Origin of the sequence: Jeotgalibaca dankookensis, assembly GCF_002005405.1 — a bacterium.
Classification (GTDB): Bacteria; Bacillota; Bacilli; order Lactobacillales; family Aerococcaceae; genus Jeotgalibaca; species Jeotgalibaca dankookensis.
This window is the reverse complement of the sequence record NZ_CP019728.1, coordinates 1,021,186-1,047,210: the sequence shown is the minus strand read 5'-3', so window position 1 is coordinate 1,047,210 and position 26,025 is coordinate 1,021,186. Positions and strand designations below refer to the sequence as shown.

The window sequence follows — 26,025 nt, the reverse complement described above, 5'->3', positions numbered from 1 at the left end:
GGTTTTGAGATGAATATTAGAAAAATGTCTTTATTTATAGCAACAAGTAGCCTACTAGTGGCTTGTAACAGTACAACTGAGGTAGAACCGGACAAGCAATCAGTTTCTATCTCGGAGTCTTCTCAAGTAATAGAGTCGATTTCCGAAAGTGTTTCTGAAGAAATACAAGAGGAATCATCTAGCACTTTAATAGAAGAAAGCGTTGAAGAAAATTTTGAAGAAAGTTCAAAAGAGAGCTCAGAAGAAGTGCTTGTGGAAAGTTCTCAAGAATCATTTGAAGACGTAACAGAGCTCAACTCAGAAGAAACGACCTTGATTGAACGCGCAAAAGCAGCGATTACAGAAGCGACTGGTTACTCAGAAGGGGACTATCTATTCCTCATTCATCCCATCGAAGATCAAATTGCAACGATTGAAGTCCGTGAAGATGGTGAAGAAGTCGCGAGTATGATAGGCATGTTCCGTTATAATGACGAAACACAAGAATTACAAGAAATGGATTTACTAACTGGAGAGTATGTTACATATCCTGCAGAATAATGACTGAGGTGTTAGATTAGAATGCTGTTAATTTTACAAATATTTATTATTAGTTTTGTCTACGTAACGTTGAACACGATACGTTTTATGCTAACCATAAAAGGTTACCGTCTATTTGCGCCATTGTTGAGTATGGTAGAGATTGTCATTTATGTAACGGGGTTAAGTATCGTCATGAGTAGTTTAGATAACCCACTCAATTTAGCTTCCTATGCTGTTGGCTATGGCGTGGGGATTGCCTTAGGGATTAAAATAGAAGATTGGTTAGCTCTAGGTTATACCATGATGACGGTGATGACCTCCGACCAAGAAACAAAATTACCCGATAAACTATGGGAAGCTGGGTACGGTGTCACAATTACCCAAGCGCAAGGTAGACATGGAAGTCGCTTGGTATTAAATGTACTGGCAATTCGAAAGAAAGAACGTGAATTAATTAATACTATTTTAGAGATTGATGAAAAAGCCTTTATCTACTCTTCTGATCCTAAATATGTTCGCGGTGGCTTCTGGTCTAAACGTGTTCGGTAAAGAGTGACGGAAGAGGCAACATTTCTTATTTCATTTTAATATGAAGTTTATAAATTTTAGAAAAGGGTGGAGCAGAATGAAAAGCCTAAAGCTTCCAAATACAGTAACGATTATATTAGAACATTTTAAACGAGCGGAAATTGGCCGACAAGCAGCGGAGCTGGCTTACTATGTTTTATTAGCTTTGTTTCCCTTATTATTAGCACTCGCCAATTTTATTCCTTTTTTACCAATTCCAACGGATCAAGTACTAGAATATGTCGAGTTAGGTGTCCCTGACCAAGTAGCTACCATCATTCTTCCTATTTTAGAAGGTTATCTAGAGGGTGGAAATGGCGGGGCGATTTCAATTGGGATTATTATTTCTCTGTGGCCTGCCTCTAAAGCCTTTACCGTCTTTCAACGTGTTTTAAATCAAGTTTATGATGCGGATGAGCGGAAAAACTTTATTATTTCACGTATCTTCTCCTTCTTAACCGTGTTGTTAATGGTTAGTTTAGTTGGTGCAGTTGCCTTTATTTTTGTGTTTGGACGTGAAATTTTAGAGCTTATTCAATCTTTAATCCCGATTGATATTTTAGGTATTATAACGGCTTTTGAATACTTTAGATGGATTGTGGCGTTTGGTATATTGATTATCATTATGACCTTTATCTATTACTTTATTCCTAACGTAAAATGGCCACTAAAATATGCGGTACCCGGAGCGATTTTGACTACACTAGGTTTCTTGTTGGTTTCACAATTATTTTCGCTTTATATTAGTTTGGCGGGTGGAGCATCCATCGGAACGGGTACCATTGGCGTCTTTATCGTCTTGATGATTTGGCTCTACCTCTTAGGAATTGTTTTTATACTAGGCGGCGTTTTGAACGTTATCATATACGATTATAAACACGCGCACGAAGAACCAGTTGATAAAAATTTTCCATATGTGTCGATAATTTACTCAGAAAATGGCCAAGCGTTAATGCCTAAACAAGTTCTAAAACGCGCTTTATTCAAAGATACTCACACGTCACACTAATAGTCAGAACGGTAATTCTGGATACTTCTGGGATTACCGCTTTTTTTTTAAGACATTGTTCTATATAATGATTGAATGAAGTATGTGTCGAACAGAAAGGAAATATTTATGAGAAACCAACAATTAAAATCGAAGTCGGATGTATCAAAGATTGATTATGGCATTATCCTGTCTATTATCCTTCTAGCTCTTATTAGTTTTTTAACGATTTATTCGACCACTTATTTAATGAGTGGGACGCCAAGTTTAAGGCCCACTCTGATGCATATGCTTTGGTATATTATTGGGAGCGTTGCGGCAGGTGTGATGATGTTTTTTGATTCGGAACAGCTGTGGAAACTGGCACCGATTGCCTATGGTATCGGAGTTGTCTTATTAATATTAATCTTGATTTTTTATGACCGCACGAGTTATATCATGCAAGGCGCCAAGAGTTGGTTTGTGATCGGTTCCGTGTCATTTCAACCTTCAGAAGTTGTGAAAATATCACTGATTATGATGCTAGGGCGTGTTATTACCCAACATAATATGGATACGCCAGAACGGACTGTTAAAACAGACGGGAAACTAATTCTGCGTATTGGGCTATGGTCACTGCCACTTTTGGTATTGATTATGGCACAAAATGATTTAGGAACGGTTCTGGTTTACTTAGCTATTATTATTGGGATGACACTTCTATCAGGAATTAGTTGGAAAATATTAATGCCACTCTTTAGCTTTATCGGTGTGATCGGTGCATTCTTAATTTATTTAGTTATTTATAATCGTAACATTCTACTTAATTTAGGCTTCATGCCCTATCAATTTGCGCGTATTGATTCTTGGCTAAATCCTTTCGGAGATAGTCGTGGAGATGCCTTCCAGTTAGCTCAGAGTATGAAAGCCATTGGATCGGGTCAATTATTCGGAAAAGGGCTAGGCGTTTCAGAAGTATATGTGCCGGTTCGTGAATCCGATATGATCTTTTCAACTATTGGAGAAAACTTTGGGTTTATCGGTGGTTGTTTTTTAATTTTTATCTATTTTCTATTAATTTATCAAATGATTCGTATTTGTTTTGATACAAAAAATGAGTTTTATGCCTATATGACTGCTGGTGTTATCATGATGATTCTCTTCCACGTTTTGGAAAATGTCGGAATGACAATCGGACTGTTGCCAATTACCGGTATTCCATTGCCGTTCATTTCGCAAGGAGGCTCAGCTTTATTAGGAAATATGCTAGCCATTGGACTCGTGATGTCCATGCGCTTTCACTATAATAGTTATATGCTATCGGAAGATGAAGAACACTACGGAATAAAGTAAAAAAATATCTTTGTTGGTTTTTGTTGGTTATAATGAAGAAGTATATGAAAATGATGGAGGTCGTAGAATGTCAGAGATAAAATATAGTCAAGAAGGATTTTGGGTAGAAAAGAAAGAAACTCACTACATCATTGGTCTTTCAGATAAGGGGCAAGATGATTTAGGCGAAGTAAGCTTTGTGGATTTACCAGCAGAAGGCCCTATCCAAAAAGATGAGGTGCTGATTGGTGTGGAGGCCGCAAAAGCAGTGACAGAATTACCGGCACCTGTTTCAGGAACAATTATTGAAGTAAATGAGGGCCTAGAAGACGATCCTAGTCAGTTAGACAGTCCAGATATCCAAAAAAATTGGATTGTTAAGATGACTGCTGTATCTGAAGAAGCGTTTTTAGCTTTGGGAAATCAGTCTGGCCTCTAAAAAAGTAAAAACGATCAGATTTCTATCCATTCCGGATAGGCGTCTGATCGTTTTATTATACGGTTTGTTTTTGGTCGCGTTGGTAGAGGAAAACACAGAGAATCATCAAGACTAAAGCCACAGCAATCACGGCCATTCCATAAAAAATACCAAACCGATCTGATAAGGCACCAGTAATCGTTGGCATCACAATTGAGCCGATGTTACCAAGGACTAAAATGACACCCATTGCCATAGGATAGTCTTTGATAAAACCGCCTGTAGCAGCAATAGTAGTCGGGTAAATTCCTGCCATAGATAAACCAAGTCCTAGTATCGCAAAGGTAATAACCAATGAATTCCGTGACGACAGTAAAACGATAAACAATAGAGTAGTCGTAAAAGCAAAAAGATAGAGTTGATTGGTACGGGAATAGCGTTGTCCTTGCGCAGCTACTGTTAAACGACCTACTAACATCCCAATCCATAAAAGTGAAGCTAAAAACTGGGAGTAGCCAATTGTTAAAATACCAGAGTCAACAAAATATTTTACTAACCAGCCATTAATGGTTGATTCTCCACATAAATAAAAGAATAAAATGCCGGATAAAATCCAAAATTCTTTTTGTTTCATAAAATGATAAGAAGCAACTTTTTTCTTTTGTTGGACCGGGCCATCTTTTAATTTCATTTGTGAGAAGAAATAAACAGAAAGAGCCGTTAGGGCAACAATAATTGCTCCTGCCAAACGCCAACCGTTCTCACCCGCTAGTTTAACAGATCCCATAACGAGGTAGGGCGCTAAAAGCGCACCAATAGCAAAAATACTGTGTAAAAAGCTCATTGCGGCCGGACTGCTATTAGAAACCTCGTTGATGATACTATTGTTAAAATTCGAAATACTCCCACGCGTTAAACCTGTAAAGAAAAAAGATAGGAGTAATAAAAAAGGATTACCCGTGAAAATCATTAATAAAAAACCAGCTGTTACGAAACTTGTTAAGAAAACAATAGCTCTTTTTCGCCCCATATAGAGAGGTAAAACTCCAGCGATGAAACTCGCTAATAAATTGCCAATGTAGTGGGAGGATAAGAGTGACCCACTAACGGTATCGCTTAAGTTATAGGCATCACTTATATAGGGCAATAAAGAACCCATAATCATACCAAATAGCCCATTTACTGCAAATGCATAGTAGGCGATTTTTACAATATACTGATTATCAGGACTTAGTTTTGAATAAAATGAACCATTTTTCAAAAAGTAATGCCTCCTCATTAGGTTTTAGAAGTTAACCGTTAATTATCATTATAGAGGAGTAAGAGCGTTAATAAAAACAAAAGAGGCCATATCATAGTGATATACCTCTTGATTTATAAATTAATCTTTTGCTTTGTTAACAATATCTTTGAAAAAGGCTTGGCAGGCTGGATCAAAAGCAGCTAAAATTTCTGGATGCCATTGAACAGCGAGTATGTTTTGGGCGGAATCAATTGATTCAAAGGCTTCAATCATACCATCGCTACTATAAGCAACTGCCTTTAGACCATCACCGATCTTTTTAATCCCTTGGTGATGTAAGGTATTCACTTTGGGGTTGGGTCCTGTCATTTCAATCAAACGACTTTCTTCGCGGACGGTTACGTAATGAACAGGGACATCGAGGGCGCCACTTTGAACATGCAGCATCAGGTCACCTTCATACTGACTCTCTAAATCTTGATATAAGCTACCACCAAAGTAAACGTTGATAATTTGCATCCCACGGCAAACACCATAAACAGGAATTCCTTTTTTTAGTGCCGCTTCAAGAAGGGCCATATCAAAGGTATCACGTTTAGGGAAGATACCGTTCAATTTGGGGTGAGGGTTCTCACCATAAGAATCGGGATCGACATCATGTCCACCGGTTAATACCAATGTATCAATTAATTGAACCATATTTTTTGCATCTTCAGCTGTTCCAACTGGTAACATGATGGGGGTCCCACCAGCTGTTTGGATATTATCAATATAAAATTGCGGAGTATAAGCAACTAAAGTCCCTTCGAATTCACTCGTTGGTGATAATATTTGTGTACCCGATATACCAATAATTGGTTTTATTGTAATCGCCTCCTATAAAATAGTTTTTTCATTATCGCATACTTTTATACTTTTTGAAAGCTTTTGAACTGGCTCCTAACATTGACTAAAGACTTCCTGAGTGTTACTTTTAGTAGTATAATTTATTGATAGAAATCGTTTTATATAAAAGGTTTTATGTGCTTATAGATGGTCAGTAACGAGATAAAATAAGGAGGCATAAACATGTCTGTTTTGGAAATAAAGAATCTGCATGTTTCTATAGAAGATAAAGAAATTTTGAAAGGCGTCAATTTGGTAATTCATTCCGGTGAAATTCACGCTATTATGGGTCCAAATGGGACTGGTAAATCGACACTTTCACAAGCTATCATGGGTCATCCCAGTTACCAAGTAACTCAAGGTGAGATTTTACTGGATGGCGAGAATGTTTTGGGAATGGCCGTAGATGAACGGGCACGAGCTGGATTGTTCCTCGCTATGCAGTATCCTAGTGAAATTACCGGCGTTACCAATGCCGAGTTTATGCGCGCCGCCATTAATGCACGCTTGGGTGAGAACGATAAAATGTCGGTCATGGATTTTATTAAAAAACTAGATAAGCATATGGCGACATTAGATATGCCAGAAGAAATGGCTGAGCGCTATTTAAACGAAGGGTTTTCTGGTGGCGAGAAAAAACGGAATGAAATCTTGCAATTAATGATGATTGAACCAGCTTTTGCCCTTTTAGATGAGATTGACTCCGGTTTAGATATTGATGCCCTAAAAGTGGTTTCTAAAGGGATTAACGCTATGCTTGGTGATGACTTTGGTGTTTTAATTATTACCCATTATCAACGCCTATTAAATTATGTCGAACCGACTTTTGTCCATATCATGATGGATGGAAAAATTGTGAAGTCTGGTGATGCTAGTTTAGCCAAACGTTTAGAAGCAGAAGGTTACCGTGGAATTCGAGACGAGTTAGGTCTTGACATTGAAATAATGGAAGATTAGGAGGAAACAAGATGAGTGACGTAAATATCCGTTTGTTTTCTGCTTTCAAAGAAGAACCAAGTTGGATGCAAGATTTTCGCCTTCAAAATCTAGCGCAATTTGAACACTTAGCCTTGCCAAGTATTGAAAAAGTAAAATTTCACCGCTGGCCTTTAACTGATACACAAATAGATACAGAATACGGTGATGAGCTTTACCGCAGCCAACAATATCAATACGGTACAAGCGACCGCGCCAAAATAGTCCAATATGGAAAAGAAACCATTATGGAACAATTACCACAAGAATTAATTGATGCCGGTGTTATTTTTACGGATTTATTTACTGCCGTAAGGGACTATCCTAAATTAGTTCAACGTTATTATATGACAAAAGCCGTCCAACCTAACGAGAACAATCTGACCGGCTATCATGCGGCCTATGTCAACAGTGGATTATTTCTCTATGTGCCAAAAAACGTCATCATTGAAGAGCCGATTGAATCATTATTTATTCAAAATAGCTTTGTTAAAGAAGCCTACAATAAGCATATTCTTATTGTGGCGGACACTAATAGTGCGTTAACTTATGTTGAAAATTTTGAAACAGAAGGTAACCAGGCAAACAGTGCTAATATCATCGTTGAAGTGATTGCAAAACCTGGCGCTAAAGTTAAATATTCAGCAGTTGACCATCTGGGCGTCCATACCACTGCTTATTTGAATCGACGTGGCTACTTAGAAAGAGATGCTTCGATTGAATGGGCCATTGGGGTTATGAATGACGGCAATATTATTGCTGATTTTGATTCTGATTTGATTGGAGACGGGTCCCACAGTGAAATTAAGGCGGTAGCGGTTTCCACCGGTAACCAAATCCAAGCATTAGATACACGGGTAACCAACTATGGAAAACATTCAATCGGTCATATCTTGCAACATGGGGTTATATTAGATCGCTCTACATTAACTTTTAATGGAATTGGTCATATTATCAAAGGTGCAAAGGGTGCCGATGCCCAACAAGAGAGCCGAATCTTAATGTTATCTGAAAATGCTAAAGGTGACGCTAACCCGCTCTTATTAATTGATGAGAATGAAGTGACTGCTGGCCACGCTGCCAGCGTTGGGCGGGTCGACCCAGAGCAATTATTTTACTTGACCAGTCGTGGTATCTCACAAGAAGAAGCAGAACGCTTAGTGATTCGCGGATTTTTGGGGACTGTTATTGCAGCCATCCCGATTAAAGAAATTCGTGACGGATTAATTACTATGATTGATAAGAAGTTGAGAAAGAAGGGAAGCTAATGGACGTTCAAAGAATTAGACAGGACTTTCCAATTTTATTTCAAGAAGTGAATGACGAATTACTTATTTATTTAGATAATGCCGCTACCACACAAAAACCCAAGCAAGTAATTGAAGCAATCGAAAAGTACTATACGCATGACAATGCTAATGTTCACCGGGGGGTTCATACCTTAAGTGAGCGAGCAACCCGTCAGTACGAAGAGGCTCGTGAGGGTATACGTGCGTTTATCCATGCACAATCAACCAAAGAGGTTATTTTTACAAAAGGAACTACAACTTCCTTAAATTGGCTGGCCTATAGTTTAGGTGATTTGGTAGTAGAAGCGGGGGATGAGATTTATATCACGCCACTAGAACACCATTCGAATATTGTTCCTTGGCAACAACTTGCCAAACGTAAAAAGGCTCATTTGCATTATTTGCCCCTGACAAAAGACGGTAGTGTCGACTTAGAAGCTGCAAAAGAAGCAATTAGCCAAAAAGGTAAAATTCTAGCAGTGACGCATGTATCAAACGTTCTGGGAACGACCAATCCTATTAAGGAATTAGCCGGTTTAATCCACGCGGTAGGAGGTTATATTGTCGTCGATGGCGCTCAGAGTGCTCCACATCTGCCCGTAGATGTTCAAGCCTTAGATATAGACTTTTTTGCATTCAGTGGTCATAAGATGAGCGGTCCAACCGGTATTGGTGTCTTATACGGGAAAGAAGCATTATTAAACCAAATGGAACCAGTCGAATTTGGTGGTGAAATGATTGCTTTTGTATATGAACAAGACGCAACTTGGAGTGAACTGCCTTTTAAGTTTGAAGGCGGAACGCCTAATATTGCTGGGGCTATTGGACTGAAAGCAGCTATTGATTATTTAACTGAAATTGGGATGGACCAGATTGCCGCCCATGAACAAGAGCTTATGGCTTACGTGCTTCCTAAGATGCGAGAAATAGAAGGCATTACGATATTTGGACCAGAAGACCCTAAAAAACATAGTGGGATTGTGACCTTTAATATCGATGGTGTGCATCCCCATGATGTCGCAACTGGATTTGATATGGAAGGAATAGCGGTTCGGGCAGGCCATCATTGTGCCCAACCTTTAATGCGCTATTTAGATGTTCCCGCTACGACGCGTGCAAGTTTTTACTTTTATAATACTTTAGAAGAAGCAGATCAATTTCTTACCTCTCTCGTTCGTGTAAAGGAGTTTTTTACAAATGGCTTTATCTAGATTAGAAAGTTTATACCGTCAAGTAATTCTCGATCACTCCTCCCGCCCCCGAAACTTTGGTGCCTTGGATCAAGCAACAGGCTCGCTTGAATTAGACAACCCAACTTGCGGGGATGTCATTCATTTACACCTACGCCTGGTGGATGATCGGATTGAGGATGTGAGCTTTACTGGACACGGTTGTTCAATTAGTACCGCCAGTGCTAGTATGATGACCGAACAAATTAAAGGCAAAACCATAGATGAAAGCAAACAAATGATTGAAGAATTTCTCTTGTTAGTTCAAGGTGCTGAATTAGAAGACTCGCACTTAGGTGACGCGGAAGTTTTGAGTGGTGTAGCTAAATTCCCTGCACGTATTCGCTGTGCGACTCTTTCTTGGAAGGCTCTAGAACGGATGCTACTAAATCCCACTCAAAATGCAAAGGAGGAGAGTAAATGAGCGAAGTACCTATCGTTGATGATTACAAATTTGGCTTTCATGATGATGCAGAAATTCTCTATACAACAGGAAAAGGCTTAACTGAAGCAGTTGTTCGTGAGATATCTAAGAAAAAGGAAGAGCCTCAATGGATGCTGGATTACCGATTAAAATCTCTTGAAGCTTACCAAAGAGCAAAAAAACCAGACTGGGGACCTGATTTATCCGGTTTAGATTTTGATGATATTACTTATTATCAAACTGCTACCGACCAAGTAGCCCGCAGTTGGAATGATGTCCCTCAAGAAATTAAAGATACCTTCGAAAGAATCGGGGTTCCTGAAGCCGAGCGTGCTTACTTAGCAGGAGCAGCGGTCCAGTATGAGTCAGAGGCTGTTTATCACAATATGAAGGAAGAGTTCTCTAAGTTAGGAATTGTCTTTATGGACACGGATAGTGCGTTAAAAGAGTATCCCGAGTTATTTAAAGAACATTTTGGAACGATTGTCCCTCCAACCGATAATTACCAAGCTGCACTAAATTCAGCCGTTTGGTCTGGTGGAACTTTTATTTATGTGCCTAAAGGTGTTCGTTGTGATGTACCCTTGCAGACTTATTTCCGTTTGAACAATGAAGGATCTGGTCAATTTGAACGCACATTAATTATTGTAGATGAAGGCGCAAGTATTCATTACGTTGAAGGATGTACCGCACCTACCTATACAGCTAACTCCCTGCATGCCGCAATCGTTGAAATTATTGTTAAAAAAAATGCCTATTGTCGCTATACAACCATTCAAAACTGGTCTAAAAATGTCTATAACCTGGTGACCAAACGTGCCCATGCTTATGAGAACGCCACGATGGAATGGATCGACGGGAACATTGGATCGAAAGTAACTATGAAATACCCAAGTATTCATTTAAATGGTCGTGGTGCGCGCGGGACCATGTTATCAGCAGCTTTTGCCGGTAAAGACCAAATTCAAGATGCAGGGGCTAAAATGATTCATAATGCACCTAATACCTCGTCATCAATTGTTTCAAAATCCATTGCTCGGGATGGTGGTGCCGTTAACTACCGCGGACTTGTACGGTTTGGGAAAAACTCTGCTGGATCGATTTCCCATATTGAGTGTGACACCATTATTATGGATGAATTATCTAGTTCTGATACCATTCCATATAACGAGATTCATAATGGTAATGTCTCACTCGAACACGAAGCAAAAGTTTCTAAAGTATCAGAAGAACAACTCTATTATTTAATGAGTAGAGGACTTTCCGAAGAAGAAGCAACTGAAATGATTATCATGGGGTTTGTCGAACCCTTTACTAAAGAACTTCCCATGGAGTATGCCGTTGAATTAAACCGTCTCATCTCTTATGAGATGGAAGGGTCAGTAGGATAAATTTATAAATAAGACTCAGAAATAGGAAAATATTTCTGAGTCTTTTGTTTGATAATGATTTAAAAACGCACAATATGCAAATGAACTAAGTACTTATTCATAAATAAAGCACAAATAATAACAAATGAACACAAATTTCTGTGGCGGCTTTATTCTTACAGTAAGGCGAGTTTCTACTAAATGATAAAATTCTAATCTAAATGTAGTTGCTCAATAAAATAAAACATGCTATTCTATGGGTGTAGTGCAAACGCTTGCTCAAATTTTTCAGGTAACTATGAAATCGATTACAAAGAATATACGTCGCTACTGGTATACACAAAAAGAGAGGGAGGTTGTAAAGAGCGATCGGACAATCAAGTATAAAAGATTTGTTTTTATCTTATTTAAAATAAAAAACATATGAATGGGAGCGATATTGAATGAATAAAAAATTCCTAACTTTATTAACCACTGTTGGTGCTATGACATTACTAGCAGCATGTGCTGGAGATGCTGAAAATGAAACAGTTGGAAGTGGCGAAACAGCTTCTACTGCTGATGGATCTGTTTATTATTTAAACTTTAAACCTGAAATTGCTGACAAAATTGAAGAGTTAGCAGCACAATATACTGACGAAACAGGTGTCGAAGTTAAGATGGTTACAGCAGCAGGTGGAACGTACGAGCAAACGCTTAAATCTGAAATTGCTAAATCAGCACCACCAACTGTTTTCTTCATTAATGGACCAATTGGTTATGAAAACTGGAAAGACTATACAATGGATCTATCTGATACAGAGGTTTACGATTGGTTAACAGATAAAGAATTAGCAATCACTGGCGAAGATGATGGCGTTTACGGTGTTCCTGTAACAGTAGAAGGCTATGGTATTATTTATAACGAAGCAATTATGGAAGATTACTTTGCCTCTGATAATAAAACTACTGATTACAACTCTATGGAAGAAATTAATAATTTTGAAGCGCTAAAAGAAGTAACAGAAGATATGACAACGCTTAAAGACGAACTCGGCATTCAAGGTGTCTTCTCATCTACATCACTTGCGTCTGGTGAGCAATGGAGATGGCAAACGCACTTGGCTAACATGCCAATCCACTATGAATATCAAGACAAAGATGTAAAAGCTTTGGATGACCTTGAATTTACTTATTCAGATGAATTCCAAAATATCTTCGACTTATACCTTAACAATTCTACAACCGAACCAAATTTATTAGGTAGTAAAACAACAACAGACTCTATGACAGAATTTGCTCTTGGACAATCTGCAATGGTTCAAAATGGTAACTGGGGCTGGGGTCAAATTGAAGGTACAGAAGGAAACGTTGTAAATGAAGAAGACGTGAAATTCATGCCAATCTATACAGGTGTTGAAGGTGAAGAAGATCAAGGGTTAGCGGTTGGGACTGAAAACTTCTTAGCAATTAACAATAAAGCTGACGAAGCAGATATCCAAGCATCTCTAGACTTTGTAGAATGGATGTATAACTCAGACGAAGGAAAAGACTATGTTGTGAATGAATTCGGATTTATTCCAACATTTAGTACCTTTGGCGACGACGAATATCCAGAAGATCCATTGGCACAAGATATCTTAAGCTATATGGCTGATGATTCTAAAACAAATATTCCTTGGACATTTACAACCTTCCCAAGTGAAACATTTAAGAATGATTTTGGTAATGCACTATTGATGTATGCACAAGGTCAAACTTCATGGGAAGAAGTAAAAGATACCATGGTTGAGTCATGGGCAAGAGAAGCTTCATTTGCACAATAAACGATTAATTAAATAGCCTTTTTGATTAGTCTTCTTAGATATATCTGGGAGGACTAATCTTATTATAAGGCAGTCACATGTTTAGCTTGTTTTGTATAGGAGGGAATTATCTTGCATAAGTCACTAAAAAAATATTTTCCAATTTTTGTCGGGCCGACACTCATTGCCTTTGTATTAGCTTTCTTAATCCCTTTCTTGTTAGGCCTTTATTTATCATTTACTGAATTTAAAACGGTTGTGGATGCTTCTTGGGTAGGGTTTGAGAACTACCGCAAAGCTTTTGCAGATCCTAGTTTTATGAGTGCGTTGTGGTTTACAGTTAAATTTACGGTTGTCTCTGTTATCTCTGTTAACGTGTTAGCGTTCTTACTGGCACTCCTTTTAACAGGTACTATCAAAGGCACCAAGCTTTATCGAACCGTTTTCTTTATGCCTAACCTTATTGGTGGGATTGTTCTGGGTTATGTTTGGTTAGCTATCATTAATACTATTCTTTATGGTTTTGGAGTAACTATTACTTATAATCCGGATTACGGTTTCTGGGGACTCGTTGTTATGATGAACTGGCAAATGATTGGGTACATGATGGTTATTTATATATCCGGTATTCAAAACATTTCAAATGATTTACTAGAAGCTGCTAAAATTGATGGTGCCAGCAAATTTCAAACCTTAAAAAGTATTATTTTGCCACTCGTCCTTCCATCCGCAACGATTAACTTGTTCTTAACCTTGACCAACTCCTTTAAACTCTTTGACCAAAACTTGGCTTTAACAAATGGTGCTCCAGCAGAACAGACTACCATGGTAGCTTTGAATATCTATAAGACCTTCTATGGTCGTATGGGCTGGGAAGGCGTTGGACAAGCCAAAGCTGTTATCTTCTTTATTATTGTGGGAATTATATCCATCACGCAAGTGTATCTGACTCGTAGTCGGGAGGTCGAAAATTAATGGAAACAAAACTAAAAAAACGTAGTAATATTATCTGGTTTATCGTCTTATTCTTTTTGGCACTCTTGTTTTTAGCACCGATATTTTTGATTGCTATAAACTCTTTTAAAGGAAAACTATATATTAGTGAAGACCTTTTCTCATTGCCAAACGCCCAAACCTTTGTAGGGTTTGAAAACTATATCAGAGGAATTGAAACCGTTGATTTCTGGCAAGCATTTGCTTACTCCATTTTTATAACTGTTTTTTCCGTTGGAACCATCGTCTTATTAACATCTATGACTGCTTGGTTTATCGTCCGGGTCAAAAATAAATTTACAACATCGCTTTACTATTTGTTTGTTTTCTCGATGATTGTTCCTTTCCAAATGGTTATGTTCACTTTAACTTGGTTCTCAAATCAGTTACACCTTGATAATCCGCTTGGAATCATTTTTGTATATCTAGGCTTTGGTTCTGGTTTATCGGTTTTTGTCTTTACAGGGTTTATCAAATCTGTGCCGAAAGAAATCGAAGAAGCAGCGATTATCGATGGTTGTGGACCGATTCGTACTTTCTTCTTAGTCGTCTTACCAATTTTAAAACCAACCGTTATTACCGTTGCGATTTTAAATGCGATGTGGATTTGGAATGACTATTTGCTTCCTTATCTCTTGCTGGGTACAGAGTATAAGACAATTCCAGTAGCAATCCAATACCTACAAGGATCATACGGAAATACTGACTATGGTGCTTTGATGGCCTTACTCGTACTCGCAATCATTCCGGTAGTCATTTTCTACTTGTCCAGTCAAAAACACATCATTAAGAGTATCAGTTCTGGTGCTGTGAAAGGGTGATTTTTGATGGCAGTTACTATTCGAGACGTAGCAGACGCTACCAATGTTTCTCCTTCAACTGTTTCACGCGTAATTTCGGATAACCCGAGAATTAGTCAAAAAACTAAAGAAAAAGTGCGGTTAGCTATGAAAGAACTGGGATACCATCCTAATTTTATTGCACGTAGTTTAGTGAATCAGAGCACCAGTGTTATTGGTGTAGTTTTTCCAAGTTCTGGGGATACTGCCTTTCAAAATCCATTCTTTACGGAAGTCCTACGTGCCATCAGTGAAGGCGCACATGACGAAAAATTCGGCATCCAATTAACGACTGGTAAAACAGAAGAAGAGATTTTGAACGATGTGGTTCAAATGGTTCAAGGGAAACGAGTGGATGGGCTTATTCTCTTGTACTCCAGACAGGACGATCCTATCATTGATTATCTACTAGAACAAAATATTCCTTTTGTTTTAGTAGGTCAACCTACTAGTAAACCGGATCATATTACCTATGTAGACAACGATAATTGTTTAGCGGCAAAAGAAGGAACAGAGGGTTTGATTCACCTGAACCATAAAAAAATTGCTTTTATTGGTGGTGTCAATGGCTTAATGGTAACCAATAAGCGTTTAGCCGGTTATAAACAAGCATTGAAAGAAGCCAATATCCCTATTCAAGAAGATTATATTATTTTTGATGATTTTCTAATCGAAGGAGGGAAACACGCGGTTGAAAAGCTACTAGCTTTAAAGGAACTACCAACAGCGGTTCTTGTAACAGATGATTTAATGGCAATGGGAGTGATGCAAAGTTTAAATGAAGAGGGTTTACGTATTCCTGAAGATGTTGCCATACTCAGCTTTAACAACACAATATTTTCGGTTTTATCAAACCCGCCTTTGTCATCGGTGGATATTCATATCTTTGATTTGGGCTTAGAAGCGATTAGTCAACTTGTTAAACGTATAAAAAACCCTGAAGAACCAGTCAGTCATAGTATTATCCCTTACGAGATTGTTATTCGTTCTTCTTGTTAGTACCCTATAAGAATTCTGAGTGATTTTATAATCACTTAGAATTTTTTTATTTATCAAACAAGTTACTTTAATCCTTTATATTAGTGTGGTATTATTCATAATTGCTAAATGAATTTATTTAAACATATAGATATGTAAGGAATAAGGAGCGGCGCTTGCTGCTTTTTGATTTTTATAAGAAAGGAATATGAGATGAAAGATAATTTTTGGCAAGAATTAAAACGACCATTTTTTATATTGGCACCGATGGAGGATGTGACGGATGTTGTCTTTCGTCATGTGATTAGTAAAGCGGCACGTCCTGATGTTTTTTTCACAGAATTTACCAATAGTGAAAGCTATTGCCATCCTGATGGAAACGAGAGTGTACGTGGTCGCTTAACATTTACAGAAGATGAACAGCCTATTGTGGCTCACATTTGGGGAGATAAACCGGAATTTTTTAGAGAAATGAGTATTGGTATGGCTGAGATGGGCTACCGCGGGATTGATATCAACATGGGATGCCCGGCACCAAATGTTTTTAAACATGGAAGAGGTGCTGGCTTAATTAAACGCCCTGACGTCGCCGCAGAGTTAATTCAAGCAGCTAAAGCAGGCGGGCTGCCAGTCAGTGTTAAAACACGTTTAGGCCATGCGGACATTAACGAGTGGCGTGGTTGGTTAACCCATTTGTTCAAACAAGATATTGCGAACCTGTCGATTCATTTGCGTACCAAAGTAGAAATGAGCCAAGGGGAAGCGCATTGGGAATTAATTCCTGAAATCAAAAAATTGCGAGATGAGATCGCGCCACAAACTTTACTGACCATAAATGGGGATGTTTTAAATCACCAAATGGGAATGGAATTGGTAGAAAAATATGGTGTAGACGGTGTTATGATTGGTCGTGGCGTCTTCCACAATCCGTTTGCATTTGAACCGGAAGTAAGGGAACACAGTCCACAAGAATTAATCGACTTATTCAGATATCATCTTGATTTATTCGATGAGTACTCAGTGATAGAACCGCGCGTATTCAAACCTTTACGTCGCTTTTTCAAAATCTATTTACGTGAATTTAAAGGAGCAAATGCACTTCGCATACAATTAATGGAGACACAAACAACCGACGAAGTACGTGAAATTCTAGCTGATTTTGAGAAAAATCATTTACAAGAAAGCGCCCTCGTGGGTACAGAAAATAGATGAGTCAAATAAAGAACCAAAGATCCGACTAAGGATTCTTTGGTTCTTTATTTTTTCGTAACCGCTACATATTTGTGCTAAAGTAAAAGAAATAAAATGAGTGTAGAGGAGCATAAAAATGGCTAAAAAAATTACGATTGTTCAAGTGAATGATACCCATAGTTATTTAGAAACGCACAATGAATTTTTTTATACAGATAGGGGCATCACGATTGAAAAAGCTGGTGGCTATGCGAAAATCCAAACCTTATTAAAAGAATTTCGAAATGAAGGACCAGTCGTTGCCCTCGATAACGGAGATACGATTCATGGGACTTACGAAGCTGTTACAACAAAAGGTTGGAATATGATTCCTATTTTAAATGATATGAGTTTTTCTGCGATGACTTTTCATTGGGACACTGCCTATGGTCCGGAAAATTTAAAAGCAATCAACCAAGCATTGAACTATCCGGTTCTAGCAGGCAATGTTTATGATGAAGAGACAAACAAACTCGTTTTTGACCCTTACCGAATTATTGAGGTGGATGGAATTACAATCGGAATTATTGGGATTGCGTGTAACATTGTGGATAAAACAATGCCCGCTCATTTTAGTAAAGGTATTTATTTTACTTTGGGTAACCAAGAATTACCTACTTACGTGGATGAACTCCGTAGGAAGGGTGTAGATACGATTATTCTTTTATCTCATTTAGGTTTTCCTCAAGACGTTAAGCTTATTTCTGAAGTAGAAGGAATTGATATTTGTTTAAGTGGCCATACTCATAATCGCATTGCTAAAAAAGTTCAGATCGGTCAAACGACAATTATTCAATCGGGTGCACAAGGATCCTTTATTGGAAAACTGACTTTATCCTATGAAGACTCCACTATAAAAAAAGTCGATCACCAGTTAATTCCTATAACGGAAGCCATTTTAGATGATTCTTTTATGAAAGAAAAAATTGAAGAAGCCGTCAGTCCTTTTCGCCAAAAATTAGCGGTCAAGGTAGGAGAAACGAAAACAATTTTGCACCGTGGATTTAATTTAGAAACCCCTATGGATAATTTTTTATTAGAAGCCATGCTTCATCATACAAAAACAGATGTAGCCTTTTCGAATGGTTGGCGGTATGGCGCTCCTATTGTAGAAGGGGATATTACCTTAAGAGAACTCTACCAAATTATTCCCATGAATCCACCCATATCAAGAGTAGAATTAACAGGTGCTGAAATATGGGAAATGTTGGAAGAAAACTTAGAAAATACGTATGCCAATGACCCTTACAGTCAGATGGGTGGGTATGTAAAGCGAGCATTGGGTTTACACTGTTACTTTAAAGTAGAAAATCCTAAAGGTTTACGAATACAAAATTTATTTATCGGTCACCATGAAATAAATCTTCAAAAAACCTATACAGCTAGCTATGTTACCAATCAAGGTGTTCCCAAAAAGTACGGCAAAAATCATCGAGACTTAGATATTAAAGCTGTACAGGCTATGCAAGACTATTTGTTAGATAGTGGGGTTTATAACCAATCACTCAATGGAACATTTCGTTTAGTTTAAAATAAAACGGAAATACAATAGATAGTTTAGCTAGAATGTTGCATAATGAGAGAGTAGGTGCATTTTTTTGCATCATTAAGAGGGGGCGTATATATTGGAAAATAAATCAAATTCAAAACTTAAAGTGTTTGCACTTAATTCTAACCTTCCTTTAGCGGAAAAAATAGCGAAATATTTAGAAATAGATTTGGGAGACGTAGAAGTATCGAAGTTTAAGGATGGAGAGACATGCATTAATATTGGAGATAGTGTCCGGGGTGCACATGTTTATATTGTCCAATCAACGTCTGCTCCAGTCGATAACCATTTGATGGAACTATTAATCATGATTGACGCTTTAAAACGTGCCAGTGCACAGACCATTAACGTCGTGCTACCCTATTATGGCTATGCGCGTCAAGACCGTAAAGCACGTCCACGTGAACCTATTACAGCTAAGTTAGTTGCGAATTTACTTGAACGAGCAGGTACCACGCGTTTGGTAGTACTAGACTTGCATGCTGATCAAGTTCAAGGATTCTTTGATATTCCTATGGACCATTTATTAGGTGGCTCCTTGCTAGCAGATTATTTTATTGAACGCGGTATTGTTGGAGATAGTGTCGTTGTCGTCGCACCAAACCATAGCGGTGTTTCACGTGCCCGCAGAATCGCTAAATATCTGTCAGCACCCATCGCGATTGTCGACAAACGGAAATCCATGCGCGATGGCTCTAAAATTGTTAATATCATTGGTGATGTAGACGATAAGATTTGTATTTTAGTTGATGACATTGTTGACAGTGGCGAAACCTTAGCGGCTGCTGCTGAAGCGTTAATTGATAACCAAGCAAAGGAAGTTTATGCTGCTGCGACACATGCTGTTTTATCAGGAAATGCCGTGAAAATAATTGAGGACTCTGCTATAAAAAAATTGGTTGTTACGGACTCTATTTACCAACCAGAAGAAAAACAAATTGATAAAATAGATCAAGTTACTGTTTCAGAACTATTTGCAGATGCTATTAGCCGTGTTTACCATAATAAATCTGTGAGTCCTTTGTTTGAGAAGAAATATGAAGGACGTTGGAAATAGTTTAATATTAAAGAAACTGGAACTGTTTAAAAATAGTGCGTCAGTATGGCATACGAATTAATACATATGACCGTCTTAGCATAATTTAGAAATACGCGTTGTACTAAAATAACAGTTAGTTTTAAGTAATTCTGTTTACTAGTAATGCAACTCGTATTTTTTTATTTTAATTACTCCAATTTATTAAAGCACATAAAAAGGGAGAGATAGATGTGTCTAAACCAAATCTTTCAAGAGGAATAAATGTTTTTGAGAGTGGGATTAATAACGAAAAAAATGAAGACGGGATAAAAAGTTATCGTATTCCCGCTCTTTTATATACAAATAAGGGAACAATCATAGCAGGAGCAGATCAACGTCACGACCACCATTATGATTGGGGAAATATCGATATGGTAGTTAGAAGAAGTGAGGACCAAGGTAAAACCTGGGGCCCGATTATTAAGTTAGTTGATCTTAAGGAAAATGAACAAGCACAAAATAAAGATTATAACGCCGCTTATAATATAGACATGGCACTGGTCCAAGATCCTGTAACCGATAGAATCTTTGCGCTTTATGATATGTTTGGAGAAGAACGTGGTGTTTTTGGAATGTTAGAAACTCCAGAAAAAATGAAGCAGTATACGAAAATTAATGGGCAGAGTTATTTAAATCTTTATAAAGACCAAGAAGAAGCGCCATATACCGTTCGAGAGCAAGGAAAAGTTTATTCTCCGGAAGGTCTCGAAACCGACTATCAGGTGATTGTGAACTCAACCACTTCCCCCTATCGTGACTTAGGAGATATTTATCGAGGAAACGAATTGATTGGAAATATCTATTTTAGAACCAACAGTTCCAGTCCGTTTCGGATTACTAATAAAATTTATTTATGGGAATCACATAGTGATGATGATGGTATCACTTGGTCCACACCTAAAGATATTACTGCCCAAGTAAAAGAGGATTGGATGCAATTTTATGGTATTGGGCCTGGAACCGGCATTGTTTTACACGCTGGTCCCTATAAAGGACGAATCGTTATTCCTACCTATTCTACTAATCATGAAAATGAACTAGACGGTTCTCAATCTGCTCGAGTCATTTATTCAGATGATCACGGAGAAACTTGGCATTCAGGAAATGCTGTTAACGATGGCAGAATATTAGATGATGGATCAGTGATTCATTCTTCTACGATGAATCACAAAGAAGCTCAAAACACGGAGTCAACGGTCATTCAATTAAATAGTGGTGTTATAAAATATTTTATGAGAAACTTGACAGGAAAATTGCAAGTTGCTACGAGCTATGATGGTGGGCTAACTTGGGATAAAACGGTAGAAACTTATAAAGAAGTCAACGATGTTTATGTACAGCTTTCAAGTATTCAAACTGTCCAAGATGGGCAAGAATATGTTGTCTTGACTAATGCGAATGGACCAAAACGTGTAAACGGCTACGTAAGGCTCGCACGAGTAGAAAAGGATAACTCATTAACTTGGATTAACCATAAACTCATACAAGAAGGGAAATTTGCGTATAATGCCTTGCAACAAATCGGTGAAGATCGCTTTGGTATTTTATATGAACATGCGGTTGACCCATACAATGAATATTGCCTTGTCTTTAAATCATTTAATTGGGACTTTTTAATAGATATGAAAAAAGAGTAAAAATAAAGAACGATTAAAAATTTCGAAAGATTAATGATATGATAGAGATAATTAAAAATAGGGAAGGAGTAGGGCTGAAAAATAGTAACATCAACAAGAATAATATGATAAAAATCTTAGATAAGAATGAGGAGATTAACTTGTTAATACCTAATTATTTTGAAGATTTAAAAACTTTGCATGTGAATACCTTGCCGCGCAGAAACTATTTTATTTCTTATGGAAGTGTGGAAGAAGCCAGAGAAAGTAAAAACCGGAGAGACTCTAATCGCTACCAAGACTTAAATGGTGACTGGAACTTCCACTATTTTCCTAATGTTCGTTTAATTGAAAGCCCTTACTGGCTTCAAGAGTATGCGGAGAAACTTTCATACGATACCATGACTGTTCCCAGTTGTTGGCAATTATCTGGATACGGTCAAATTATGTATAGCAATACGGAATATCCGATCCCTTATGACCCTCCGTATGTACCATACGAGAATCCTGCTGGCCTCTACAGACGTAAGATTGAAATAAATGAGCTAGATCCAGAAACCGACTACCATTTGAATTTCGAAGGTGTCGATTCAGTTTTTTACGTTTGGGTGAATGATCAATTTATTGGATATAGTCAAATTGCACACAGCAATACAGAATTTGATATCTCAGATGCTCTACAAACAGGAACAAATGATTTGGTAGTCCTAGCCTTAAAATGGTCGGATGGGACTTACTTAGAAGACCAAGATAAATTCCGATACAGTGGTATTTTCCGCGATGTTTATCTTTTAACTAGGAAAAATAAACGTATAAATCACTTTACTATTAATATCTCTTTAGAAGAAGATTTAAACCAGGCGGAAATTACACTAGCAATAAAAGAGTCACAAAATATCACTTCTTATTCGTATCAATTATCCGACCCGTCCGGAAAAATTGTGACCCAATCACAAGCAAGTATTGACCAACCTTTAAGACTAGAAGTCGAGAATCCCAAACTTTGGAATGCAGAAACTCCCAACTTATATGAGTTGATTCTTGATACAGGTGAAGAAGTGTACAGACAGGAAATTGGTATTCGGACAGTTGAAATTAAAAACAATCAACTGTATGTCAACCATCAATCGATTAAGTTAATTGGGGTGAATCACCATGATACGCATCCGGAAACTGGGGCTACCGTTACACTCGAAAATCAATTGAATGATTTACTGTTAATGAAACAGTATAACTTCAACGCTGTACGGACTGCCCATTATCCTAAAACGGCTGAGTTTTATGAGTTATGCGATCGCGTTGGCTTTTATGTGATGTCTGAAGCAGATGTGGAATGCCATGGAGTAGTAGATCTTTATGGGGTAGGCGGAAATGATAATTATAATTTGATTGCAGATGACCCTCATTTTGAAGCGGCCTTCGTTGATCGCATGGATTCTAGTATGGTTCCATTTATGAATTATTCTTCTATTATCATGTGGTCAGGTGGAAATGAGTCTGGCTATGGTAGCAGCATTGAAGCCATGCTTAAACATGCTCGAGACCTTGATGAGACACGCCCTTTACATTATGAAGCCTACTGGTATCGTGATCGTACAAAAGAATTTGATGATCAGTATATTGATATGTGGAGTAGAATGTACCCATCGGTTGAGGAGATTGAAGCCATTTATTTCAGCGAACCCTTAGATCGTCCCTTTATATTGTGTGAATATGTCCATGCTATGGGAAATGGACCTGGTGATATTTACGAGTATGCACAGTGCATGGCTCGTCATCCCGAGTTTATTGGAAGTTTCGTTTGGGAATGGGCAGATCATAGCGTTAATTTAAACAGAAGAACCGACAAAGAACCAGTCTACCGTTATGGTGGTGATTTTGGAGAATTCCCACACGCAGGAAACTTCTGTATGGATGGTTTGATGTATCCAGATAGAACCCCCCATACCGGTGTATACGAGCACCGCCAAATATTTAGACCGCTGCGCGTAGCATCACACAACATTGATAAAGGCGTATTTACATTTGCTAGTAGTTATGATTTTATCACAACTGATAAAGCATTGACTTTGAAAGTGGAAGTTTATGATTTGGAAGGAAAAATTGTAGATACGTTAGACTTGCCGACGCCAGTTATCAATCCACAAGAGAAAAAAACGGTACCGATTCATATCTTCAGTCCCGAAGAGAAAAAACAGGTTCGAGGAATACGCTTTGTTTATTATAAAAAAGACAGTGAGATTGAACTGGGTGCGGATTTTATTGAGCTTAAACATTACCAATCAAAATTCGATCACTCTGATACAACACAACCGGTTACTTACAAAGAAACACTAGAAAATTTTGAAGTTTCTTTACCAAATGGTAGCCTTGTAATCAATAAAGGCAATGGTGCTATTGCGCAAATCATCTCAAATGGCAAAGAATTACTTGAAAAACCAGGTGATTGGACCATTTGGCGTGCGCCCGTCGATAATGATCGCCGCATTAAATATGAATGGTACCAAGCAAATTACAATCGAACAGCGACAAGAGTCCATGAGTACCACGTTGAAGAAACAGAAACAGGGATAAAATTAACCTTTGATGCCGTTTTGAATTCGGTAGCAAGACAAAATATTTTACATATGAAAATTGTCTGGCGTATAAAAAATAATGGTGAGATTGATCTCAGTCTTCACGGGGAAAAAAATGGAATATTCCCATTCTTGCCAAGATTTGGACTCTGTTTACCATTAAAAGAAGTGTTCAATCATGCTTCTTATTTTGGGAATGGCCCTTACGAAAGCTATCCTGACAAATACCATGCTAATTACCTTGCTTATTTTGAAGGGGATATCAGTGATTTTTATGAGCCATATGTAACGCCACAAGAAAATGGCAGCCATAATGGTGTACGTAAACTCACTATAAGAAGCGACAAAGAGTCCGAAATAGAATTTATTAGTGAAAAAGGTATGTCCTTTAATTTTTCTCAGTACTCAACCCAACAATTAACAGAAGTGACACACAGAGATTTGCTCGAAGTTGAGCCAATCAGTTACTTGCATATTGACTACCAACAAAGCGGTATGGGAAGTAATGCTTGTGGACCTGCACTTTACGAGAAATATCAACTAGATCCAGTAAGGTTTACTTTTGATTTTAGTTTTAAAATATAAACACCAATAAAAAAACACGTTCCCATTCTATTCGTGGCGGGGCGTGTTTTTTGCGTAAACCTATAACATTTACTTATAGATATGTTAAATTTGTAGTGGTGGTATAAATAAGGGTATCCGTATAAAATAGCAATTGTAAGCGCTTTATATCGGTATACATATTAATGTAAATTATAGGAGGAAAACGAGTGAAGAAACAGAAGAATCGGTGGTTTATTTTAGCAGCATCCATTATCACAAACTTAGCCTTAGGAGCAGGCTATGCTTGGTCTGTTTTTCAAACTGCTTTACTAGAAGTCAATACTGGTTGGACATTGAGTGAAACATCTCTAGCATTTAGTATTTCTTTTGCCATGGTGCCAGTTGGAATGATTATATGCGGTCCCATTGTTGATAAGCACGGTGGAAAGAAAGTCGTCCTAGTAGCAGGTATATTATTTGGATTAGGAATGTTCTTAACAGGTTTTGCAAGTAGCATCATAATGTTATACCTTACATACAATTATATTAGGTTTAGGGATTGGCGCTGGTTACGGGACAGTGACTGCACTGACTGTCAAATGGTTTCCAGACAAGAAAGGATTAGCGGGCGGACTAACCGCAGCGGGATTTGGGTCAGGAGCAATTATTTTAGCACCTATTGCAACACGGATGATTGAGAGTGTGGGCGTTAATACGACCTTCAAGATTCTAGGAATTGTTTTACTAGTTGTCATTTTTGCGGTGCTTCCTTTATGATGGAAAATCCACCGGTCAATGTCCCTCTAGCAGGTGAAGCGACACAAACCGGTAAAAACTATAAAGAGATGTTAAAAGAACCTAATTTTTGGATCTTGTGGGCAGTTTATGCGTTTGTGGCAACAAGTGGCATGATGGTAATTGGGCATGCAGCAAACTTAGCAAGTTACTATTCTTTGGGAACAGGCGCTATAATTGTTATGGTTGTCGGTTTGGCAAATACCTTAGGAAGAATATTTTGGGGTTCTGTTTCAGATAAGCTAGGTAGATATAAAACTGTCATGATGATGTTTGTTGTTTCAGGAACAGGTCCCATGTTATTAAACTTTACAACTACGTTAGGGAAGTTTGCAGGAATTCTGGGGTTAATCTTCATTGCCTTGTCTTTTGGTGGTTTCTTAGGTTCCTTCCCAGGTATAACAGCCGAAAACTGGGGAGCTTCCAAATCAGCATCTAACTACGGTTGGATGTTTACCGCGTATGGGATTGCAGCCATATTTGGTCCATCACTTGCATCATCCATTAGAGAGTCAACCGGTTCTTACTCAATGGCTCTAGTCATTTCAGCTGGAATGGCTGTAATTGGTGCTACTATGATTCTTTGGTATATGAAACGTTTAGAAAAGAATTACGAGTACGCAACAAAAGGCTAAAGCAAAAACCTTCCTCAAAAGTGAGGAAGGTTTTTTAATACAAAAATTTAGATAATAAAAAAATATGTATTTGAGTTTGATCCATAAATTTACTTTTTACTTTAGTTGAGTTTATGAACTTTATTTATCATACCTAAAGAATAGCTGTAAAAATTTGTTACAATGGAATCTCGCTAAATAGAATT

At 37.9% G+C, this 26,025-nt stretch carries 23 protein-coding genes and 1 pseudogene; 22 read left to right on the top strand and 2 right to left on the bottom strand.

What is annotated here, in order from left to right; all coding sequences use genetic code 11:
• Nucleotides 1-9 precede the first annotated feature (9 nt).
• The 5 genes from BW727_RS05165 to BW727_RS05145 all read left to right on the top strand — a co-directional run bounded on the left by BW727_RS05165 (nt 10) and on the right by BW727_RS05145 (nt 3,827).
• Nucleotides 10-540, top strand: coding sequence for a hypothetical protein (locus tag BW727_RS05165; RefSeq protein ID WP_062470198.1), 531 nt, complete (start codon nt 10-12; stop codon nt 538-540).
• Nucleotides 541-561: 21 nt separating this feature from the next.
• Entirely contained in the window at nt 562-1,071 is a 510-nt protein-coding gene (locus BW727_RS05160) for a DUF2179 domain-containing protein (RefSeq protein ID WP_062470195.1), read from the top strand.
• Between the two features lie 76 nt (nt 1,072-1,147).
• A complete protein-coding gene (locus BW727_RS05155) occupies nt 1,148-2,098 on the top strand; it encodes a YihY/virulence factor BrkB family protein (RefSeq protein WP_062470192.1) in 951 nt (316 codons plus the stop codon).
• Between the two features lie 108 nt (nt 2,099-2,206).
• A complete protein-coding gene (locus BW727_RS05150; protein WP_062470189.1) occupies nt 2,207-3,409 on the top strand; it encodes an FtsW/RodA/SpoVE family cell cycle protein in 1,203 nt (400 codons plus the stop codon).
• A 67-nt stretch (nt 3,410-3,476) separates the two neighbouring features.
• Nucleotides 3,477-3,827 (top strand): glycine cleavage system H family protein, encoded by a 351-nt coding sequence (locus BW727_RS05145; RefSeq protein ID WP_062470186.1) that lies wholly within the window; start codon nt 3,477-3,479, stop codon nt 3,825-3,827.
• 55 nt (nt 3,828-3,882) lie between these two features.
• Here the strand turns inward: BW727_RS05145 and BW727_RS05140 are convergent, their stop codons facing one another.
• Both BW727_RS05140 and BW727_RS05135 read right to left on the bottom strand, forming a co-directional pair.
• Nucleotides 3,883-5,067 carry an MFS transporter gene (locus BW727_RS05140; RefSeq protein WP_062470183.1) on the bottom strand — a complete coding sequence of 395 codons (1,185 nt, stop codon included), beginning with the start codon at nt 5,065-5,067 and terminating at the stop codon, nt 3,883-3,885.
• Nucleotides 5,068-5,187: 120 nt separating this feature from the next.
• Nucleotides 5,188-5,895, bottom strand: a complete 708-nt coding sequence (locus BW727_RS05135; RefSeq protein WP_227807255.1) for a gamma-glutamyl-gamma-aminobutyrate hydrolase family protein — start codon at nt 5,893-5,895, stop codon at nt 5,188-5,190.
• 222 nt (nt 5,896-6,117) lie between these two features.
• Here BW727_RS05135 and sufC point away from each other — a divergent pair, with 222 nt between their 5' ends.
• The 17 genes and pseudogenes from sufC (at nt 6,118) to BW727_RS10775 (ending at nt 25,840) form a co-directional block, all read left to right on the top strand.
• Entirely contained in the window at nt 6,118-6,891 is a 774-nt protein-coding gene (gene sufC / locus BW727_RS05130; protein ID WP_062470177.1) for a Fe-S cluster assembly ATPase SufC, read from the top strand.
• An 11-nt stretch (nt 6,892-6,902) separates the two neighbouring features.
• A complete protein-coding gene (gene sufD / locus BW727_RS05125; RefSeq protein ID WP_062470174.1) occupies nt 6,903-8,177 on the top strand; it encodes a Fe-S cluster assembly protein SufD in 1,275 nt (424 codons plus the stop codon).
• On the top strand, nt 8,177-9,409 hold the full coding sequence (locus tag BW727_RS05120) for an aminotransferase class V-fold PLP-dependent enzyme (RefSeq protein WP_062470171.1): 1,233 nt from the start codon (nt 8,177-8,179) through the stop codon (nt 9,407-9,409). The genes sufD and BW727_RS05120 overlap by 1 nt, the downstream gene beginning before the upstream one ends.
• On the top strand, nt 9,396-9,851 hold the full coding sequence (sufU, locus tag BW727_RS05115) for a Fe-S cluster assembly sulfur transfer protein SufU (protein ID WP_062470168.1): 456 nt from the start codon (nt 9,396-9,398) through the stop codon (nt 9,849-9,851). The genes BW727_RS05120 and sufU overlap by 14 nt, the downstream gene beginning before the upstream one ends.
• Complete coding sequence (gene sufB, locus BW727_RS05110) at nt 9,848-11,242, top strand: Fe-S cluster assembly protein SufB (RefSeq protein ID WP_062470165.1); 1,395 nt, start codon at nt 9,848-9,850, stop codon at nt 11,240-11,242. The genes sufU and sufB overlap by 4 nt, the downstream gene beginning before the upstream one ends.
• Before the next feature lie 422 nt (nt 11,243-11,664).
• Nucleotides 11,665-13,026 (top strand): ABC transporter substrate-binding protein, encoded by a 1,362-nt coding sequence (locus BW727_RS05105; protein ID WP_062470162.1) that lies wholly within the window; start codon nt 11,665-11,667, stop codon nt 13,024-13,026.
• Between the two features lie 111 nt (nt 13,027-13,137).
• Nucleotides 13,138-13,980, top strand: a complete 843-nt coding sequence (locus tag BW727_RS05100) for a carbohydrate ABC transporter permease (protein ID WP_062470160.1) — start codon at nt 13,138-13,140, stop codon at nt 13,978-13,980.
• Entirely contained in the window at nt 13,980-14,819 is an 840-nt protein-coding gene (locus BW727_RS05095) for a carbohydrate ABC transporter permease (RefSeq protein ID WP_062470157.1), read from the top strand. Before BW727_RS05100 ends, BW727_RS05095 begins: the two co-directional genes overlap by 1 nt.
• Before the next feature lie 6 nt (nt 14,820-14,825).
• Nucleotides 14,826-15,836 (top strand): LacI family DNA-binding transcriptional regulator, encoded by a 1,011-nt coding sequence (locus BW727_RS05090; protein ID WP_062470155.1) that lies wholly within the window; start codon nt 14,826-14,828, stop codon nt 15,834-15,836.
• A gap of 192 nt (nt 15,837-16,028) precedes the next feature.
• Complete coding sequence (locus BW727_RS05085) at nt 16,029-17,027, top strand: tRNA dihydrouridine synthase (RefSeq protein ID WP_062470152.1); 999 nt, start codon at nt 16,029-16,031, stop codon at nt 17,025-17,027.
• 115 nt (nt 17,028-17,142) lie between these two features.
• On the top strand, nt 17,143-18,576 hold the full coding sequence (locus tag BW727_RS05080) for a bifunctional metallophosphatase/5'-nucleotidase (RefSeq protein ID WP_062470149.1): 1,434 nt from the start codon (nt 17,143-17,145) through the stop codon (nt 18,574-18,576).
• A 91-nt stretch (nt 18,577-18,667) separates the two neighbouring features.
• Entirely contained in the window at nt 18,668-19,651 is a 984-nt protein-coding gene (locus BW727_RS05075) for a ribose-phosphate diphosphokinase (RefSeq protein WP_149025729.1), read from the top strand.
• Between the two features lie 212 nt (nt 19,652-19,863).
• Nucleotides 19,864-21,309 carry a sialidase family protein gene (locus tag BW727_RS05070; protein ID WP_062470143.1) on the top strand — a complete coding sequence of 482 codons (1,446 nt, stop codon included), beginning with the start codon at nt 19,864-19,866 and terminating at the stop codon, nt 21,307-21,309.
• Nucleotides 21,310-21,347: 38 nt separating this feature from the next.
• On the top strand, nt 21,348-24,449 hold the full coding sequence (locus BW727_RS05065) for a glycoside hydrolase family 2 TIM barrel-domain containing protein (protein ID WP_227807231.1): 3,102 nt from the start codon (nt 21,348-21,350) through the stop codon (nt 24,447-24,449).
• Nucleotides 24,450-24,637: 188 nt separating this feature from the next.
• A pseudogene (locus BW727_RS10785) lies at nt 24,638-24,931 on the top strand (MFS transporter); the annotation flags it as partial.
• A 58-nt stretch (nt 24,932-24,989) separates the two neighbouring features.
• On the top strand, nt 24,990-25,187 hold the full coding sequence (locus BW727_RS10780; protein WP_233418540.1) for a hypothetical protein: 198 nt from the start codon (nt 24,990-24,992) through the stop codon (nt 25,185-25,187).
• On the top strand, nt 25,184-25,840 hold the full coding sequence (locus BW727_RS10775) for an MFS transporter (RefSeq protein ID WP_233418539.1): 657 nt from the start codon (nt 25,184-25,186) through the stop codon (nt 25,838-25,840). The genes BW727_RS10780 and BW727_RS10775 overlap by 4 nt, the downstream gene beginning before the upstream one ends.
• The last annotated feature ends 185 nt before the right edge of the window (nt 25,841-26,025 follow it).

What these genes read in the sequence shown, in the direction of transcription:
- BW727_RS05165 (WP_062470198.1), top strand. Translation starts at nt 10, where the DNA reads ATGAATATTAGAAAAATGTCTTTATTTATAGCAACAAGTAGCCTACTA.
- BW727_RS05160 (WP_062470195.1), top strand. Translation starts at nt 562, where the DNA reads ATGCTGTTAATTTTACAAATATTTATTATTAGTTTTGTCTACGTAACG.
- BW727_RS05155 (WP_062470192.1), top strand. Translation starts at nt 1,148, where the DNA reads ATGAAAAGCCTAAAGCTTCCAAATACAGTAACGATTATATTAGAACAT.
- BW727_RS05150 (WP_062470189.1), top strand. Translation starts at nt 2,207, where the DNA reads ATGAGAAACCAACAATTAAAATCGAAGTCGGATGTATCAAAGATTGAT.
- BW727_RS05145 (WP_062470186.1), top strand. Translation starts at nt 3,477, where the DNA reads ATGTCAGAGATAAAATATAGTCAAGAAGGATTTTGGGTAGAAAAGAAA.
- sufC (WP_062470177.1), top strand. Translation starts at nt 6,118, where the DNA reads ATGTCTGTTTTGGAAATAAAGAATCTGCATGTTTCTATAGAAGATAAA.
- sufD (WP_062470174.1), top strand. Translation starts at nt 6,903, where the DNA reads ATGAGTGACGTAAATATCCGTTTGTTTTCTGCTTTCAAAGAAGAACCA.
- BW727_RS05120 (WP_062470171.1), top strand. Translation starts at nt 8,177, where the DNA reads ATGGACGTTCAAAGAATTAGACAGGACTTTCCAATTTTATTTCAAGAA.
- sufU (WP_062470168.1), top strand. Translation starts at nt 9,396, where the DNA reads ATGGCTTTATCTAGATTAGAAAGTTTATACCGTCAAGTAATTCTCGAT.
- sufB (WP_062470165.1), top strand. Translation starts at nt 9,848, where the DNA reads ATGAGCGAAGTACCTATCGTTGATGATTACAAATTTGGCTTTCATGAT.
- BW727_RS05105 (WP_062470162.1), top strand. Translation starts at nt 11,665, where the DNA reads ATGAATAAAAAATTCCTAACTTTATTAACCACTGTTGGTGCTATGACA.
- BW727_RS05095 (WP_062470157.1), top strand. Translation starts at nt 13,980, where the DNA reads ATGGAAACAAAACTAAAAAAACGTAGTAATATTATCTGGTTTATCGTC.
- BW727_RS05090 (WP_062470155.1), top strand. Translation starts at nt 14,826, where the DNA reads ATGGCAGTTACTATTCGAGACGTAGCAGACGCTACCAATGTTTCTCCT.
- BW727_RS05085 (WP_062470152.1), top strand. Translation starts at nt 16,029, where the DNA reads ATGAAAGATAATTTTTGGCAAGAATTAAAACGACCATTTTTTATATTG.
- BW727_RS05080 (WP_062470149.1), top strand. Translation starts at nt 17,143, where the DNA reads ATGGCTAAAAAAATTACGATTGTTCAAGTGAATGATACCCATAGTTAT.
- BW727_RS05065 (WP_227807231.1), top strand. Translation starts at nt 21,348, where the DNA reads ATGATAGAGATAATTAAAAATAGGGAAGGAGTAGGGCTGAAAAATAGT.
- BW727_RS10775 (WP_233418539.1), top strand. Translation starts at nt 25,184, where the DNA reads ATGATGGAAAATCCACCGGTCAATGTCCCTCTAGCAGGTGAAGCGACA.